Source organism: Gemmatimonadaceae bacterium (genome assembly GCA_035533755.1).
Lineage (GTDB): Bacteria > Gemmatimonadota > Gemmatimonadetes > Gemmatimonadales > Gemmatimonadaceae > JAGWRI01.
In genome coordinates this window covers 279,802-297,037 of record DATLTC010000009.1, presented here as the reverse complement: position 1 = coordinate 297,037, position 17,236 = coordinate 279,802, and the positions used below count along the sequence as shown (strand labels likewise).

Below are 17,236 nucleotides of genomic sequence, written 5' to 3'. Positions count from 1 at the left end.
TTCCCGCCGCGTGCCCCCGCCGTCCGTCGTGACTGCGGTTGCGGCCGTCGCGCCATGAGTGCTCCGCGCGTCATCACCGAGCCGCTGGGCGGGTCCGCGCTCGCGCGTGCCGTGCAGGCGGGCTCGCTGGACGCCCGCATCGCGGTCCGGGCGCCGGTCAGCGCCGACGCCTGGCGCGCGCGGGCGCGTGAAGTGGCGGCAGGCGCGTCGCGCGGCTGGTTGCCCGCGCTGCGTGATGCGTTCGGCGCGAGCGGCGCCGCGCTCGATCGGTTGGAACGGGTGGCGGCCGCGGGCGGCGCGGTGGTCACCACCGGACAGCAGGCCGGGTTGTTCGGAGGTCCGGTCTATACCTGGGCCAAGGCGCTCGGCGCGCTGGCCATGGCGGATGCGCTGGAGCGCGAGACGGGCGTGCCGATGGCGCCGGTGTTCTGGGCGGCGACCGACGACGCCGACCACGCCGAGGCGAGCTACACCTACGTGATCGTCGACGGGCGCGTGGAACGGCTGGTGGCCGCCGACGAGCCCGCGGCAGGTACTCCGATGACGCTGGCGGCGCTTGGCGATGTCCGGCCCCAACTCGGGCGGCTGCGCGAGGCCTGCGGCTCGATGGCGTACGAACGGGCGTACACGGCGGCCGCGTCGTCATACAGCGGCCGGGCCACCGTCGGCGCGGCGTACGTGGCGTTGCTGCGGGCGCTGCTCGAACCCCTCGGGATCGCCGTGCTCGACGCGTCTCACGCGGCGGTGCGCCAGGTCGGAGCCGACGTGCTGCATTCGGCGCTCGACCGGGCGGGCGAGGTGGCGGCCGCACTCGACGCACGCCACGCCTGGCTCACGGCGGGCGGCTACGCGCCCCAGGTGGCGGATGTGGCCGGGCTGTCGACGGTGTTCGTGCATGAGGGCGGGCGCAAACGGCGCGTCCCCGTAGCGGAGGCGGCGGCGGTTGGGCGGTCCGCGCGGCCGGAAGCGCTGAGCCCGAACGTTCTGCTACGGCCGGTGATGGAACGTGCGGTGCTCCCGACGGTGGCGTACCTGGCGGGGCCTGGTGAGTTGTCGTACTTCGCGCAGGTTTCCGCGGTGGCTGACGCGCTGGGCGCCGCGCAGCCGTTGGCGGTGCCGCGGTGGTCGTGTACCATCGTCGAGCCCGCGGTGGATCGCGCCCTGGCGCGATTGGGGGCCGGGCTCGACGATCTGCAGGACGGCGCGGCGCTGGAGGCGCGGGCCGCCCGCGCCGCAGTCCCCCAGGACGTGCAACGCGCCCTCGATGATCTCCGCGCCGCGATGCGCGGCGGATTGGAGGCGCTGGGCGCGCGCGATGCCGCGGCCGAGGGGGGCGCGCTGCTCCGGCCCGAGGTGGTGCAGGGCGCGGAGCGGCAGATGGGGTTCCGCATCGAACGGCTGGAGCGGCGGCTGCTGGCGGCGGCGAAGCGGCGGGGCAGCGACGCGCTGCGCGATGCGCGGCTGGCGCGGGCGTCGATCTGGCCGGAGGGTCACCGGCAGGAGCGGACGCTCAACTTCCTCCCGTTCCTGGCGCGTCACGGGGAGGGGCTCTGGGTGGGCATGCGAGAGGCCGCGGACGCGTACGCGGCCGGGGTCGTGCGGGGCACGCCACGCGGTGGAGCGACCGGTGGCCGCTGACGCGCGCGGCGACGCGCTCGAGGACCACCGTGCGCCGCGGCGCCACACGGGGGCGGCGGCGGCGCTCGTGTCGATGGGGGTGCTGGGGTCGCGGCTCCTGGGGTTGGTCCGCAATTCGCTGATCGCGCGCTACCTGGGCACGGGCGTGGCGGCGGAGGCCTGGACGGCGGCATTCAGGATTCCTAATACCCTGCAGAATCTGTTCGGGGAGGGCGCGCTGTCGGCGGCCTTCGTCCCGGTGTATGCGCGGCTGCTCGGCGCCGGGGACGACGACGAGGCCGATCGCGTGGCCGGCGCCGTGGCGGCGATCCTCGGGTTGACGATCGCGGTCTTCGTGCTGGCGGGCGTGCTCGCGGCGCCGCTGCTGATCTACGCCATCGCGCCCGGGTTCACCGGCGAGCGCCGGGACCTGACGGTGGCGCTCACGCGGATCCTGTTTCCCGGGGCCGGCTTCCTGACGTTGTCGGCGTGGTGCCTCGGCGTGCTGAACAGCCACCGCAAGTTCCTGATCGCCTATACGGCCCCGATGGCCTGGAACCTGTCGTTGATCGTGGCGCTCGTGTGGTGGGGATCGATGCCCGACAAGGCGCACGTGGTCACCGTCATGGCCTGGGCGTCGGTGTGCGGCAGCATGCTCCAGTTCGCGGTGCAGCTGCCGGCCGTGCGGAAGGTGGCGCCGCGGCTGCGCGTGGCGCTCGAGACGACCAGCGCCAACGTGCGCGAGATTCTCCGCAACTTCGGCCCGGCGTTCGTGAGCCGCGGCGTGGTCCAGATCAGCAGTTACATCGACCAGATCCTCACCAGCTACCTGCCGTACGGGATGGTGGCGGTGTTCGGCTTCGCCACCACGCTCTACATGCTGCCGGTGAGCATGTTCGGCGCCGCGATCTCGGTGGCCGAGTTGCCGGAGATGTCGCGGGCCACGGCCGAGGAGCACGAGGCGGGCGGCATGCTGCGTCCGCGCATCGACGCCGGCCTCCGGCGCATCGCGTTCCTCGTCGTGCCGTCGGCGGTGGCGTTCGTCGCGTTGGGCGACGTGCTCATCCGCCTGGTGTACGAGCACGGCCACTTCACCGCCACCGACGCCGTATATACCTGGGCGGTGCTCTGCGGATCGGCCGTGGGGCTGCTCGCCGGCACGTTGGGACGCCTGTATTCGTCCACCTACTACGCCCTCCGCGATACGCGCACGCCGCTGCGGTTCGCGGTGATCCGCGTGGCGCTCACTGCGGTGCTCGGCGCGACCTTCGCGTTCGGCGTGCCCCGCTGGGCCGGGCTCGATGCGCACTGGGGCGCGGCGGGGCTCTCGGCCTCGGCCGGCATCGCGGCGTGGGTCGAGTTCACGCTGCTGCGCCGCCGCCTCAATGCGCGCATCGGCCCGACCGGACTCACCGGTCGGTTCACGATCACCCTCTGGGCGCTGGCCGTGGCCAGCGCGGCGCTGGCCGTGCTCGTGCAGCGCTACACGGCGGATTGGCGCCGGATGGTGGCCGGCCTCGCCGTGATCGCCATGTACGGCGCGGCGTATCTTGGTGGCGCCATGCTGTTGCGCGTGCCCGAAGCGCACGGCATTCTGGCCGGATTCGGCCGCCGGCTGCGCCCGCGGCGCTGACGCGCCGCGCCCGGCCCGCGAACGATATAATTCACCTGTGCCACCTCCGGCGAGCATTCTCGATCGGGTGAGTCATCTCCCCGAGTCTCCGGGCGTCTACCTCTGGAAGGGCGCTCAGGGGGAGGTGCTGTACGTGGGCAAGGCCAAGCGGCTGCGGTCCCGCGTGCGGAGCTACCTCGCCGCCGACCGCATCGAGAGCCCCAAGACCCGCATGATGATGCGCCAGGTGGCCGACCTCGCCACGATCGTCGTGCCGAGCGAGACGGCGGCGCTCGTCCTCGAATCGAACCTGATCAAGGAACACCGCCCCAAGTACAACGTCGTTCTCCGCGACGACAAGTCGTACCCCTACATCAAGGTGACGGTGCAGGAGTCGTTCCCGCGCGTGCTCGTCACGCGGCGCCTGCTCAACGACGGCGCCCGATACTTCGGACCCTACACCGACGTCGGGGCGATGCGGCGCGCGCTCAACGTGGTGAAGCGCATCTTCACCGTCCGCTCGTGCAACTACGACATGCCGCGCCAGATGCCCGAGCGGCCCTGTCTGGACTACTACATCAAGCGGTGCAAGGCGCCGTGCGTGGGGCTGCAGACGCGCGAGGACTACGGCGCGATGATCGACGAGGTGCTCGTGTTCCTCGATGGCCGCGCCGACGAGGTGGTGCGCCGGGTGCGCGCGCGCATGGATGCCGCCGCCGACGCGCTGGACTTCGAGCGCGCCGCCGAGCTGCGCGACACGCTCAAGCATCTGGGGCAGATGGAGGAGCCCACGGTCGTCCTCGAGGTGGAGGGCGGGGACCGCGACGCGATCGGGTTCGCGCGCGACGGCGACGACGCGTGCGTCGTGCTGCTGCGGGTCCGATCGGGCAAGCTGCTCGGGCGCGAGCACCAGTTCGCGGAACACGTCGAGGGCGAGAGCGATGCCGCCGTGCTCTCCGCGTATCTGGTGGGTGGATACCTCCCGCTCGAGGAACGGGCCGCCGACCTGCTCCTGCCGTTCTCCTGCGACGACCCCGAGTTGGTGGCGGCCTCGCTCGGCGCCGTGCGCATGTCGGTGCCGCAACGTGGGCCGAGGCGCGAACTGGTCACGCTGGCCGAGCAGAACGCGCGCCACATGCTCGAGGAGGCGCTGCTCGAGGGCGACGAGACCACCGAGCGGGCCGGCGACCCCGTCTATGAGTTGCAGCGGCAGCTCGGTCTCCAGAAGCTGCCCCGCACGCTCGTGTGCTTCGACATCTCCCACGCCCAGGGCACCGACACGGTGGCGTCGTGCGTCTGGTTCCAGAACGGGCGCCCCCATCGCGCCGAGTATCGCAAGTTCAAGGTCAAGACGGTGGACGGCATCGACGATTTCGCCTCCATGCACGAGGTGGTGACGCGCTATTTCGCCCGACGCCGCGAGGACGAGAAAGCGCTGCCCGACCTGGCCGTGATCGACGGCGGCAAGGGGCAACTCGGCGCCGCCCATAACGCGCTGGTGGAACTGGGCCTCGGCGAGATGCCGCTGATCAGCCTGGCCAAGCGGGACGAGGAGATCTTCGTGCTCGGCCGCGCGGAATCGTTGCGCCTCCCCAGGCGGTCGCCCGCGCTGCGCATGCTCCAGCAGGCCCGCGACGAAGCCCATCGGTTCGCGGTCACCTTCCAGCGCGAACGTCGGCGCGCGCGCACGGTCACCTCGGCGCTGCTCGACATACCCGGCGTCGGCGATACCAAGCGCCGCCAACTCCTGCAGGCCTTCGGATCGTTGCAGGGGATCCGCGACGCCGACCCGGCAACGATCGCCGCGCTGCCGGGCTTCAGCACGAACTCGGCCGAGCGTATCCTGGCAGCGCTCCACCATGCATCACCCACCGCGCCTCCGGCGGAGCCGGCGGCGCCCACCCTTCCCGAGGAATCGTCGTGACGCACTGGCATCTGGAATGCTCGGCCTGTTCTCACCAGGCGCCCGGCAACAGCCTGGCCACCGTCTGCCCGGAATGCGGGCAGCCGTACCTCGTGCGCTACGACATGCCCGCGCCGCGCCGCGATGCGATCGCCAGCCGGTGGGACATGTGGCGCTACCGCGCGATCATGCCGGTGCTGGCCGACGAGGAACCGGTATCGCTCGGCGAGGGCACGACGCCCATCCAGGAGTTCCCGGCGCTCGCGCGCGAGATCGGGGTGCGTCGGCTGTGGGTCAAGGACGAGGGCCTGAATCCCACCGCGTCGTTCAAGGCCCGCGGAATGAGCGCCGCGGTCACGCGCGCCGCCGGCCACAAGGTGCCTGGCCTCGTGGTGCCTACCGCGGGCAACGCCGGTGCCGCGCTCACCGCGTACGCGGCCGCCGCGGGGCTACCGGTGCGCGTCTACGCGCCGGCCACCACGCCCAAGCCCATCCTCGATACCATCGCCGCCCTCGGCGCCGACCTCCGCCTGGTGGACGGCCACATCGGCGACGCCGGCAAGCAGGCCAAGGCCTTTGCCGCCGAGAGTGGGTATTTCGACGTTTCCACGCTCCGCGAGCCATACCGCATCGAAGGCAAGAAGACGATGGGCATCGAGGTGGCGGAACAGCTCGGGTGGCGGCTCCCCACGCACATCGTGTATCCCACCGGCGGCGGCACCGGACTGATCGGCATGTGGAAGGTGTTCGCGGAACTCAAGGCGTACGGCTGGCTGTCGCCCTCCGAGGCCTTCCCGCACATGATCGTCGCCCAGGCCGAGGGGTGCGCGCCGATGGTGCGCGCCTTCCACGACGGCGCCGACCGCGCCACGCCGTGGCAGGATCCCCAGACCTATGCCAGCGGACTCCGCGTGCCCGGGCCGCTGGGCGACCGCCTGATCCTCCGCGCCCTGCGGGAGAGCGATGGCCATGCCCACGCCGTGAGCGACGATGCCATCCGCGCCGCCACCGCGCGGCTCGCCAAGGCGTCGGGCATCGATGTGTGCCCGGAGGGCGGGTGCGCGTTCGCCGTGACCGAGCAGCTGGCGGCGGCCGGGCGCATTCCGCGCGACGCCGAGGTCGTGGTGTTCAATACGGGCAGTGGCGCTTCATACCGGTTCTAAGATGCCGATCGCAATTCTCGATCCCTTCAGTGGGATCTCGGGTGACATGACGTTGGGGGCCCTGATCGCGGTCGGGCTCGATCCCGACTGGCTGCGCGCGCTCCCGGCACGGCTCGGCCTCGACGGCGTGACCGTGCGCATCCGCGACGTGGATCGCGCGGCGATCACGTGCACCAAAGTGGACTTCGATATTCCACCGCAGCCGCACGGGCGCCATCTGCGCCAGATCCGCGAGATCGTGGCCCGCTCCGAGGCGCCGCCCCACGTGCAGGCCAGGGCGGACGCCGCCTTCACCGCCATCGCCGAGCAGGAAGCGAGTATCCACGGCACGACGGTGGACCGCGTCCACCTGCACGAGGTCGGCGCCGTGGACGCCATTCTCGACGTACTGGGCTCGGTGTGGGGGTTCGATCTCCTCGGCGTGACGCGCATCTACTGCAACCCGATCAGCGTGGGCGACGGGTACGTGGACGCCGCGCACGGCCGGCTCCCGGTGCCGGCGCCCGCCACGCTGCGCCTGCTCGAAGGTCTGCGGGTAGTGCCCGGACCGCCCGAATCCGGTGAACTGGTCACCCCCACCGGCGCGGCGCTCGTCCGGGTCCTGGCCTCCGGCCCATTGGTGGGGCCCTATACCCCGGTGCGCAGCGGGTTCGGCGCCGGGACCAAGGAATTCCCCCGTCGCGCCAATGCGCTCCGGATCATCCTCGGCGAGGCGGAGCAACGCGACGGGCTCGAAGTGGAGCACCTCGTGCAACTTGCCTGCGACCTGGACGACATGACCGGCGAGTACCTGGCCGGCGCCGCCGACCGGGTGCGCGCGGAAGGGGCGTTGGACGTCGTGATCATCCCGACCGTGATGAAGAAGGGGCGGCCGGGGGCACGGATCGAGGTCCTCTGTGCGCCCGCCAGCGCCGGCGCCGTGGAGCGCGTACTATTTCGTGAGACCACGACGACCGGTATCCGCCGCACCGTCGTGGAGCGGCACGCGGTACCCCGCGAATTCCGGAGCGTGACCGTCGCCGGACACACCATCAAGGTGAAGGTGGCGATGCTGGCCGACGGCACCCGGCGGACTAAACCGGAGTATGCGGACGTTGAACGGGTGGCCCTGGCGACAGGGCGTCCCCTACGGGATATATTTTTGGAGGCCGCTTCCGAGGCGGACCGAGACTGACCCCCTTCCCCCGGGGCGTGCCCCGACGGGGACCCCCAACTCGCTGTTGCACACGAAATTTCTAGGAGATTCCGATGCTGGTCTTCCGGTCGACGGCCATCACCTCGCTCGTGTTCGCCACGATGCTGGCACTGCCTGCAGCGGCACAGGAGGCCAAGCAGTGCACGATTGACGAAGGCAAGCCATCCGAAGTCGCGCGCGCCTATCTCACGATTTCCCAGGTGGCGGGCACCCAGGGCGCGGCACCGGCCGACGAGCAGAAGAAGCTCGCGTCCGCCGTGCACATCCTCACCGAAAACACCGGCGCCGTGGAGAACCCGATCGGCCACGCCTACGAGTTGGGCAAGCTCCTCGTCCTGTGGACGGTCCAGCCCAACGTGCCGCTCACCGCGAAGCGCGGGACCATTGGCTACGCCACCAATCCCGACAGCATGGTGAACCTGCCCGCCGCCATCGATTCGGCGTTCGGGGCGGTCGAGACCGCCATGCCGGAGTGCGAGGTCGAGACGCTCAAGTGGCGCAGTCAGAAAGCCTGGATCAACCTCGTGAACGGCGCGATCCAGGAACTGAACGCCGGCAGCCTCGACTCCGCCGACGCCCACGCCCGCCTGTCGCTCCTGTTCAACAAGCGGGCGCCCTATGGCTGGATGGTCATGGCCCAGGTCGCCGACCGCCGCCAGAAGACCGATTCGGCCATCGACCTGTTCCAGCGCACCATCGCCGCCGCCAAGGACTCGGCCTACGAAGAAGTGCGCACCCAGTCGCTGCTCAACCTGGGCAACCTGGCGGCCGCGGCAGGTGCCAACGCGTCGCCCAACCAGCAGAAGTATCTGGGCGTCGCGAGGACCGCGTTCGAGACGCTGGTCAAGGACACCACCGTCAAGTCCGCCTACCGGGGCCAGGCCGGATCGGGCCTGGTGACGGTCTACCTCGCGATGGGCGACACGGCGGCCGCGCGCGCCACGTACCAGCCGCAACTGCAGAACCCCTCGGCCTACACGTTCAACGAACTGGTCCAGGCGGGCGTGTGGGCATCCAAGGCCGACGACGCCGCGGCGGGGCTCAAGCTCTTCCACGCCGCATACGAGATGAACCCGTATCACCGCGATGCGCTCGCCAATCTCACGATCTTCGAGCTCAAGGCCCAGCATTACGATACGGCGCTGGCGCTCGTGACCCGGCTGCATGAGGTCGATCCCGACGGCGACAACGGCCGGGTGGCGACGCTCACGTACGCCGGACTGGCCAAGAAGTACGGCGACATGAACCGGGACATCGTGACCCGGTTTGCGAAGACCAAGGACGCGAAGCTCAAGAAGGTGCTGACCGATTCGGCCACGATCACCGCCGACTCCAACCGGTTCTACACCGACCTGGCCGTGAAGGCCAACATCGCCACCGACAGCATGCCGGTGCGGGTGCGGTTCTCCGAGTTCAGCGACGTCGCCAACAAGGTCACTCTCGCCGGCGTGATCGAGAACAACACGGCGTCCGACAAGACGTTCACGCTGAAGGTGGATTTCCTCGACAAGGACGGGAAGGTGGTGGCGTCGCAGCAGACCACCGTGGGTCCGGTGAGCGGGCAATCGACGGGCCAATTCTCCATGACCGTCACCGCCCCGGGAATCACGGCATTCAAGTACGCGCCGCTGGACTGACGCCGGCGCCGTCTGACTATGAGTCGCGAGGGCCCGCCCAACGGCGGGCCCTTCGCTTTGTCACGCGTCTACGTGATCGGAAGTCGCGGTGGTTTCTTGATTTCCGACCATCGATCTCCTAAATTGCATGAAGCTTGGCGCGGTCGTGCGCCTCGACGGTCCGTTGCTGGGGATGTGGGCTGAGTCGCGTTCCTCCCCCTTCGCCATGGTGTTCCGATGGTCAGAGTCTCCAAGGTCAATCCCGGAAGCATCGCCGACGAGCTGGGCATGATGCCCGGCACGGAACTCGTCCGCGTGAACGGGCGCGACCTGGACGATTTTCTCGATTGGGAATTCCTGACCGCCGACGATGAGCTCGTGATCGAGGCCCGGCAGCCCGATGGCGAGACGGTGGAATTCGAGATCGAACGGCCGGAGGGCGAGGCGATCGGCGTGGAGCTCGAGCCGCCGACGGTCCGCCGCTGCGCCAACCGCTGCGAGTTCTGCTTCATCGAGGGGCTGCCCAAGGGGCTGCGGAAGCCGCTCTACGTGCGCGACGACGATTACCGGCTGTCGTTCGCGTACGGGAACTTCGCCACGCTGTCCAATCTCAAGGACCGCGACATCGCGCGAATTCTCGAGTATCGCCTGTCGCCGCTGTACGTGTCGGTGCACGCCACCCCGTGGGAAGCCCGCAAGGTGATGCTGAACAATCCGCGCGTCCCGAACGTGATGGAGCAGCTCACGCGCCTGGCCGCGGGGGGGATTCAATTCCACACGCAGATGGTGATCGTGCCCGGCCTCAACGACGGCGACGTCCTCGAGCAGTCGCTGGCTGACCTCTGGGCGCTCGGCGACGCGGTGCTCTCGGTGGCCATCGTGCCGGTGGGGCTGACGCAGTTCTCGCATCTATACACGGGCCAGTCGATGGACGCCACGATGTCGGGGCGTCTGCTGGACCATGTGCTGCGGTGGTCGACGCGCGGCACGGCCGAGCGCGGCGATCCCTGGGTGTTCGGCTCGGACGAACTCTACCTGCTGGCCGGACGCCCGCTTCCGGGCGAGGCGCACTACGGCGACTACGTCCAGATCGAGAACGGGGTAGGGGCGGTGACGGCGCTGCGCGCGCGCGTGCGCGACGGATTGGCCGGGCTACCGCGGCTCGATGGACGGCGCATCGGCATCGTGACCGGTGTGTCGATGCGTGCCCTGATGCCGGAACTGCTCGACCAACTCACGGCGCATACCGGAGCCACGTTCGAGATGATCGTCATGGAGAACTCATTGTTCGGACCCACCACGACCACGGCAGGCCTCCTCGTCGGTGCCGACATCCGGCAGGCCCTGAGCGGCCGCGCCGATCTCGACCTGGCGCTCATTCCCGCCGAGACGATCAACGACGACGGCGTGTTCCTCGACGACGAGCGGTTCGTGGCGGTCCGCGAGGAGTTGCCCATGCCGGTGTATCCGTCGTACGATTTCATCGACGTCCTGGCGCGCGAAGGGACGGCCACCCGGGCGGGAGTCCACGCCGCATGAGCATTCCCGTCGTCGCGCTCGTCGGCCGTCCCAACGTTGGCAAGTCGCAACTGTTCAACCGCATCATGGGGTCGCACACGGCCATCGTCTCGGAAGAGGCGGGCACCACGCGGGATCGGCACTTTGCCCGCGCGGAGTGGAATGGGCGGGGGTTCTGGCTGGTCGACACGGGCGGCCTCACCGACGACCCGCGCATGCCGATGGACCGCGAGATCCGGCGGCAGGTGGAGGTGGCGATCGGCGAGGCGGACCTGCTCGTCTTCGTCGTCGACGCGCTCGCCGGTCTCCATCCCAGCGACGCCCGGGTGGCCGAGCTGCTGCGGTCGAGCGGCAAGCCGTGGCTCCTCGTGGCCAACAAGGTGGACGATCCCCGGGCCACCGACTTCTACGAGTTCTACGAACTCGGGGCGGGCGATCCGGTGCCCGTATCGGCGCTCAACGGGAAGAACTCCGGCGATCTGCTCGACGTGATCGTGAACCGTCTGCCGCCCGGTGACGCGGGCGAGGACGACTCCCTCAAGGTGGCGGTCGTTGGCCGCCCCAACGTCGGCAAGTCGTCGATCGTGAACCGGCTGCTTGGTGAGGAGCGGTTGGTCGTGTCAGACGAAGCGGGCACGACGCGCGATGCGATCGACACGCCGATGCGGTTCCACGGGCGCTCGTTCGTGTTCATCGACACGGCCGGCCTGCGCCGCCAGACCAAGATCGAGGACGGGATCGAGTTCTACTCGTCGCTGCGCAGCCGGCGCGCCATCGAGCGCGCCGACATCTGCGTGCTGGTGATCGACGCCGTCGAGGGGTTGCACAATCAGGACCTCAAGATCGCGACCATGGCCTGGGATGCCGGCCGCGGGCTCATCATCGTGGTCAACAAGTGGGACCTGGCCGAGAAGGACGACAAGTCGGCGGCGCGGTTCGAGAAGAGCTGCCGCGAGAAGGCGCCCTATCTCACGTTCGTGCCCTTCCTGTTCACGTCGGCGCTCACCGGCCAGCGCATCCAGCGCCTGCTCGATCTGCTGCTCACCGTGGAGGAAGAGCGCAAGAAGCGCATCACCACGGCGCAGGTCAACGCGCGGCTCCAGGAGTTGTTGGCCCGCCTGCAACCGCCGCAGGCGGCCGGGTTCGAGGTCAAGCTGAATTACGCCACGCAGGTCGAGGTGGCGCCGCCCACGATCGCCGTGTTCGGCAACCACCCCGATCTCGTCGAAGAGCACTATGTGCGCTACCTCCACAACGGCTTCCGCGAGACCTGGGGGTTCACGGGTAACCCGCTGCGTGTCGTGATGCGGCGCAAGGCGAGCTGACGTGCATCCGCTGCTCGGCGTACTGATCGCCTACGCGGCGGGTTCGATCCCGGCGGCCTATCTCGCCGGCAGGGCGCGCGGCGTGGACTTGCGCGCCCATGGCTCGGGCAATCTGGGCGCCACGAACGTGGTGCGCGTCCTCGGCTTCAACGTCGGGCTGCTCGTGTTCACGGTGGACATGATCAAGGGGGCGTTGCCGGTGGCGCTCCTCCCGCGCGTCACGACGGGGACCATCGACCCGTCGCTGCTGGCCGTGCTCTACGGCACGGCCGCCATCGTCGGCCACGTGCGCCCCGTGTGGCTGCGGTTCGGCAAGGGCGGGAAGGGCGTGGCGACGGCGTGCGGGGTGTTCCTGGCGTTGGCCCCGGTGCCCACGCTCCTCGCCCTGGCCGTGTTCGTCACGGCGCTCGGCAGCAGCGGGTACGTGTCGCTCGCCTCGCTGGCGGCCGCGGCCTCGCTGCCGGTGATCGTTGCCGCCGCCGCGGGCATTCGCAGTCCGCTGCTCGCCGTGAGCGTGGTGGCGTCGTCCTTCGTGTTCTGGACGCACCGTCCGAACATGGCGCGGCTGCGCAGCGGCGAGGAGCATCGGTTCTCCAGACTCGGCTCGCTGCGCATTCCGGCGGCCCTCGCGCTCTCCGCCGCCGTGCTCGCGGCCGCCACCGGCTGGCTGGTCTGGAGGGGGCGCTGATGCAGTGCGCCGTGATCGGGGCCGGCGCGTGGGGGACGGCTCTGGCGCAGCTGCTCGCCAACAACGGCCACGACGTCCGCCTCTGGGCGTACGAGCCCGAGGTCGTGGCCACGATCAACGCGCGTCACGAGAATCCCGTGTTCCTGCCGGGCGCCGTGCTGCCCGACCGCATACGCGCCACGCATGGGTTCGCCGAGGCGTTGGAGGGGGCCGAACTGGTGGTGTACGCCACGCCGGCGCAGCATCTCCGCCAGATCGCGATCGCCGGCGCCGGGCACGTCCGGCCGGGTGCGATCCTCGTCGTGGCGTCCAAGGGGATCGAGCGCGGATCGCTGGCGTTGATGTCGGAGATTATCGAACACGAATTGCCGGGCCACGACGTGGTGGCGATCTCCGGGCCGAGCTTCGCCGCCGAGGTCGCGGGCGGACTCCCGACCGCGATCGTCGCCGCCTCCCGGGCGCCCGATGCCGCGAGGCGCGTCCAGGACGCGCTCAGCGGGAAGCGATTCCGTGTGTACACGCACGACGACATCGTCGGCGTGGAACTCGGCGGGGCGCTCAAGAACGTGATGGCCGTGGCCACCGGCATTCACGACGGGGTAGGGCTGGGACACAATTCCCGCGCCGCGCTCATCACGCGCGGCCTTGCCGAGATGACGCGGCTGGGCGTGGCACTCGGCGCCAATCCGGCCACGTTCGCCGGACTCGCCGGCCTGGGCGACCTCGTGCTCACGTGCACCGGGGCCCTCAGCCGCAACCGGACGCTCGGCGTGGAGATCGGGGAGGGACGTTCGTTGGCCGAGGTGCTCGTCGGCAAGCACACCGTGGCCGAAGGCGTGGAGACCACGGCCAGCACCGTGGCGCTGGCCCAGCGCGAGGGCGTGGAGATGCCGATCGCCGCGATGGCGTATCGCATTCTGTTCGAAGGACACTCGGCCCGAGCCGCCGTGCAGGAACTGATGGCGCGCGAACTGCGCGCGGAGCAAGATCGATGAACGCACCCGATCCCGTGCAGGAATTCTTCTCGATCGGCGAGGTCTGCGATCTCACCGACCTCAAGCCGCACGTGCTGCGCTACTGGGAGAGCCAGTTCAAGTTCCTGAACCCGGCCAAGAACCGGTCCGGCAACCGCGTGTACCAGCGCCGCGAAGTGGAGCTCGTGCTCCTCGTGAAGCACCTGCTATACGTGGAGAAATACACGATCGACGGGGCCCGCCAGAAGGTGGAGGAACATCGCCGATCGGGCGAGCTGCGCGACCTGGCCTACGGGGCGCTCAACGTCGAGTCGTTGGCGTCGATCGAGGTGGCGCTGCGCGAGTTGCACCAGCTGCTCGACGGCGAGGCGGACGCCTGATGCGCCTGCTGCTCACCAACGACGACGGCATCCTCGCCCACGGTCTCGACTGCCTGATCGAGGCCGCGGCGCCGCTCGGCGAGGTGACGATCGTGGCGCCGGACCGCGAGCAGAGCGCCACCAGCCATTCCCTCACGCTCCACCACCCGCTGCGTCCCGTGCAACTGGCCGAGCGCCGGTTCCAGGTGGACGGGACGCCCACCGACTGTGTGATGCTGGCGGTGGAGGCGCTGCTCCCCGACCGCCCGGACTTCGTGCTCAGCGGCATCAATCATGGGCACAACATGGGCGAGGACGTGCTGTATTCCGGCACGGTGGCGGCGGCGATGGAAGGGCTGTCGCTCGGCATCCCGTCGATCGCCGTCTCGTTCGCCGGCGGCGACCTCCGCGCCGATCTGTCGCACCTCCAGGCGCAGGTGCCGGTGCTCACGCCGCTGCTCAAGCACCTCACGTCGCTGCCGCACTTTCCCGCGCACACGTTGTTCAACGTGAATCTGCCGCCGGTGCCGGCCACGGGCGTCAAGGGCGTGCGCCTGACGCGTTTGGGCCGGCGGGCCTATTCAGGATCGCTCAAGCCGATGCAGGATCCCTGGGGGCGTCAGATCTACTGGATCGGTGGCGGTTCGATCAGCTGGAGCGGCGAGGACGACTCGGATTTCCGTGCCATCGAGGACGGCTATATCTCGGTGACGCCGCTGCACCTGGACGTCACCAACTTCGACATCCTGCGCACGGCGAGCGAATGGTGGCACGACCTGTAGAGGTGGAGATGCGCGGGCCGCGCCAGCGGCTCGTCGAGACCCTGCGCGAGAAGGGGGTGTCCGATCTCGCCGTGCTCCGCGCCTTCGAGCTCACGCCGCGCCATGCGTTCGTGCCCACCGGCATTCGCCACCGCGCGTACGACGATACCGCGCTCCCGATCGGCAACGGGCAGACCATCTCGCAGCCGTCGATCCACGGGCGCTACCTCCAGCTCCTGCGGCTGGGCGGCCGCGAACGGGTGCTCGAGATCGGCACCGGCTCCGGATACCAGACGGTGCTGCTGTCGCACCTCGTGGATCAGGTCTTCTCCGTGGAACGCGTGGCGGCGCTGATGGACACCGCCCGCGAGACCATCCGCGCGCTCGACGCCAAGAACGTCTCGCTGCTCGTGGGCGACGGGACGGTGGGGTGGCGGGACTACGCGCCCTACGATGCGATCCTCGTCAGCGCCGCCTCCCCCGACGTGCCCGCGCCGCTGCTCGACCAGTTGGGCGAGGGGGGACGGCTCCTCGTCCCCGTGGGCGGGCGCGCCGAGCAGACACTCGTGATGGTGACGCGCACCGGCACGTCGTTCGAGCGCCAGGACCTCGACGCCGTCCGGTTCGTTCCGCTCCTCGGGCGCCACGGATGGACGCCGTAGCCCCGGGCGGCGCGCGAATCGAGCGGCGCGTGGTGGTCAGCGGGCAGGTGCAGGGCGTGGGCTACCGGTGGTTCGCCCGCGAGACGGCGCACGCGCTCGGCGTGGTGGGGTGGGTGCGGAACATGCCCGATGGATCCGTGGCGCTGGAAATCGCCGCCGCCGCGGAGGTGCTCGACGCGTATACCGCGCAGCTGAGACTGGGCCCGCCCGCCGCCGATGTGACCGCCGTGCGGGTGAGCGAGCGCGTGGACCGCTCGCCCTTGCCGGATCGATTCACCGTCGTACGTTGAGCACCGTCACCTTCTTCGCCGGACGTGCCGTGTCACTCGCCGTCGATATCCAGGCCGCCATTCGCGACGTGCCCGACTTTCCCAAGCCGGGGATCATGTTCAAGGACATCACGCCCGTGCTCCTCGATCCGGTGCTCTTCGGCCGCGTGATCGAGGCGCTGGCGGCGCCGTTCGCCGCCGACGGCGTCACGCACGTGGTGGCGATCGAGAGCCGGGGGTTCATCCTCGGCGCGCCGGTCGCGCTCCGGCTCGGCGCCGGCCTCGTGCCGATGCGCAAACCGGGCAAACTCCCCGCGGCGCGCGAGCGCGAGGACTATGCGCTGGAGTACGGCAGCGACGCGCTCGAGATGCACACCGACGCCGTCGCGCCCGGGGCGCGCGTGCTGATCGTGGACGACGTCCTGGCCACCGGCGGGACCGCCGCCGCGGCGTGCCGGCTCGTGGAGCGCGTGGGCGCGTCGGTGGTTGGGTTGAGCGTGCTGTTGACGCTGGAATTCCTGGCCGGCCGCGACGAACTGGCGGGGCGGCGCCTGGAGACGCTCGTCAGCGTGTGACGCCGGGCGTCAACTGCGCAGCGGGCCGCTGATCGCCTGCAGGAGTGCGCGGTCGAGGTGCACGAGGGTGCGGCCGGGCCGATGGATCGCGCTCAACGCCCGGGTCATCGTCACGCCCTGGATGGCGACATGGACCACCTGGCGCGAGGCCAGGAATGGACGCGCCACGAGGGACGACACGATCGCCACGCCGGCGCCCGCGGCCACGGCGGCGACGATGCCCCGTGAATCGGCAATCCGCAACACGGGCCGCACGCGGACGCCCTGGCCGGCCAGCACCGCTTCGTGGATCGCGGCCGTGCCCGATCCCGACTCGCGGGCGATGAACGGCGCTCCCTCGAGGTCGCGGGCCCTGATCGCTCGCCGGCGCGTCCACGCATGCTTGGGCGGCACGACGAGGATCAACTCGTCCTCGAGAAACGTTCGCGACACCAGGTGCGTCGCATCCACCGGACCTTCCACCAGTCCCCACGAGAGCTCGCCGTCCCCGATCAGCGCCGCGACCTGCGCCGTGTTGCCCACCCGGACCTCGATCTCGATATCCGGGTGCGTGCGGCGGAACGCCGCGAGGGCGGCGGGCAGGACATAGCCGGCGATGGTCGTGCTCGCCGCCAGCCGCACGTAGCCCCGGGACTGGGCGCCCAGTCCGTGCCAGAGCTGGTCGGCGTCCTGCGCCAACGCGAGCGCGCGGTCGGCGGCGGCGCGGAGGGTCTCCCCGGTCGGGGTGAGTCGCACGCCGCGTCCGAGCCGCTCGAACACGGGCTCGCCCACCCGCTGCTCCAGGCGTCGCACGCGCGCCGAGATCGAGGGCTGGCTGATGCCCAGCACCGCGGCGGCGCGGGTGAACGAACGCTCGCGGGCGATCACGGCGAGGACGACCAGGAGGTCGAGGTTGGCGGTCGGGGCGGCGGGGACATCCGGACGAGACATAGAGTGACGTTATGGTATGTATGGCATCCAGGCAATGGTTGTCCGCTGCGCGCGCGGCCATGCTTCGGC

16 protein-coding genes are annotated in these 17,236 nt (G+C 70.2%); 15 read left to right on the top strand and 1 reads right to left on the bottom strand.

The features are described 5' to 3' along the window. Positions 1-54 precede the first annotated feature (54 nt). From bshC to VNE60_01940, 15 genes are all read left to right on the top strand, one after another. Positions 55-1,638, top strand: coding sequence for a bacillithiol biosynthesis BshC (gene bshC / locus VNE60_02010; protein HVB30282.1), 1,584 nt, complete (start codon positions 55-57; stop codon positions 1,636-1,638). Next, entirely contained in the window at positions 1,628-3,250 is a 1,623-nt protein-coding gene (murJ, locus tag VNE60_02005; protein ID HVB30281.1) for a murein biosynthesis integral membrane protein MurJ, read from the top strand. The genes bshC and murJ overlap by 11 nt, the downstream gene beginning before the upstream one ends. Positions 3,251-3,287: 37 nt before the next feature. Continuing rightward, a complete protein-coding gene (gene uvrC / locus VNE60_02000; protein ID HVB30280.1) occupies positions 3,288-5,153 on the top strand; it encodes an excinuclease ABC subunit UvrC in 1,866 nt (621 codons plus the stop codon). After that, positions 5,150-6,295, top strand: coding sequence for a threonine synthase (locus VNE60_01995; GenBank protein ID HVB30279.1), 1,146 nt, complete (start codon positions 5,150-5,152; stop codon positions 6,293-6,295). The genes uvrC and VNE60_01995 overlap by 4 nt, the downstream gene beginning before the upstream one ends. A gap of 1 nt (position 6,296) precedes the next feature. Then, positions 6,297-7,469: a nickel pincer cofactor biosynthesis protein LarC gene (gene larC, locus VNE60_01990; GenBank protein ID HVB30278.1), complete on the top strand. Its 1,173-nt coding sequence runs from the start codon at positions 6,297-6,299 to the stop codon at positions 7,467-7,469. A 74-nt stretch (positions 7,470-7,543) separates the two neighbouring features. Next, complete coding sequence (locus VNE60_01985; GenBank protein ID HVB30277.1) at positions 7,544-9,127, top strand: FxLYD domain-containing protein; 1,584 nt, start codon at positions 7,544-7,546, stop codon at positions 9,125-9,127. 216 nt (positions 9,128-9,343) lie between these two features. Then, positions 9,344-10,645 (top strand): DUF512 domain-containing protein, encoded by a 1,302-nt coding sequence (locus tag VNE60_01980; protein HVB30276.1) that lies wholly within the window; start codon positions 9,344-9,346, stop codon positions 10,643-10,645. Then, entirely contained in the window at positions 10,642-11,949 is a 1,308-nt protein-coding gene (gene der, locus VNE60_01975; protein HVB30275.1) for a ribosome biogenesis GTPase Der, read from the top strand. The genes VNE60_01980 and der overlap by 4 nt, the downstream gene beginning before the upstream one ends. Position 11,950: 1 nt before the next feature. Beyond that, on the top strand, positions 11,951-12,637 hold the full coding sequence (gene plsY, locus VNE60_01970; protein HVB30274.1) for a glycerol-3-phosphate 1-O-acyltransferase PlsY: 687 nt from the start codon (positions 11,951-11,953) through the stop codon (positions 12,635-12,637). Then, a complete protein-coding gene (locus VNE60_01965) occupies positions 12,637-13,632 on the top strand; it encodes an NAD(P)H-dependent glycerol-3-phosphate dehydrogenase (protein ID HVB30273.1) in 996 nt (331 codons plus the stop codon). The genes plsY and VNE60_01965 overlap by 1 nt, the downstream gene beginning before the upstream one ends. Further along, entirely contained in the window at positions 13,629-13,991 is a 363-nt protein-coding gene (locus VNE60_01960; protein HVB30272.1) for a MerR family transcriptional regulator, read from the top strand. Before VNE60_01965 ends, VNE60_01960 begins: the two co-directional genes overlap by 4 nt. Next, entirely contained in the window at positions 13,991-14,752 is a 762-nt protein-coding gene (gene surE / locus VNE60_01955) for a 5'/3'-nucleotidase SurE (protein HVB30271.1), read from the top strand. The genes VNE60_01960 and surE overlap by 1 nt, the downstream gene beginning before the upstream one ends. 8 nt (positions 14,753-14,760) lie before the next feature. After that, positions 14,761-15,393, top strand: coding sequence for a protein-L-isoaspartate(D-aspartate) O-methyltransferase (locus tag VNE60_01950; GenBank protein ID HVB30270.1), 633 nt, complete (start codon positions 14,761-14,763; stop codon positions 15,391-15,393). Continuing rightward, complete coding sequence (locus VNE60_01945) at positions 15,381-15,683, top strand: acylphosphatase (protein HVB30269.1); 303 nt, start codon at positions 15,381-15,383, stop codon at positions 15,681-15,683. The genes VNE60_01950 and VNE60_01945 overlap by 13 nt, the downstream gene beginning before the upstream one ends. Positions 15,684-15,712: 29 nt before the next feature. After that, the gene (locus VNE60_01940; protein HVB30268.1) at positions 15,713-16,237 is read left to right on the top strand and encodes an adenine phosphoribosyltransferase; all 525 of its coding nucleotides are present in this window, start codon (positions 15,713-15,715) and stop codon (positions 16,235-16,237) included. A gap of 9 nt (positions 16,238-16,246) precedes the next feature. On the opposite strand, the gene VNE60_01935 is transcribed toward VNE60_01940, so the two are convergent. Then, on the bottom strand, positions 16,247-17,167 hold the full coding sequence (locus tag VNE60_01935) for a LysR family transcriptional regulator (GenBank protein ID HVB30267.1): 921 nt from the start codon (positions 17,165-17,167) through the stop codon (positions 16,247-16,249). Positions 17,168-17,236 lie beyond the last annotated feature (69 nt).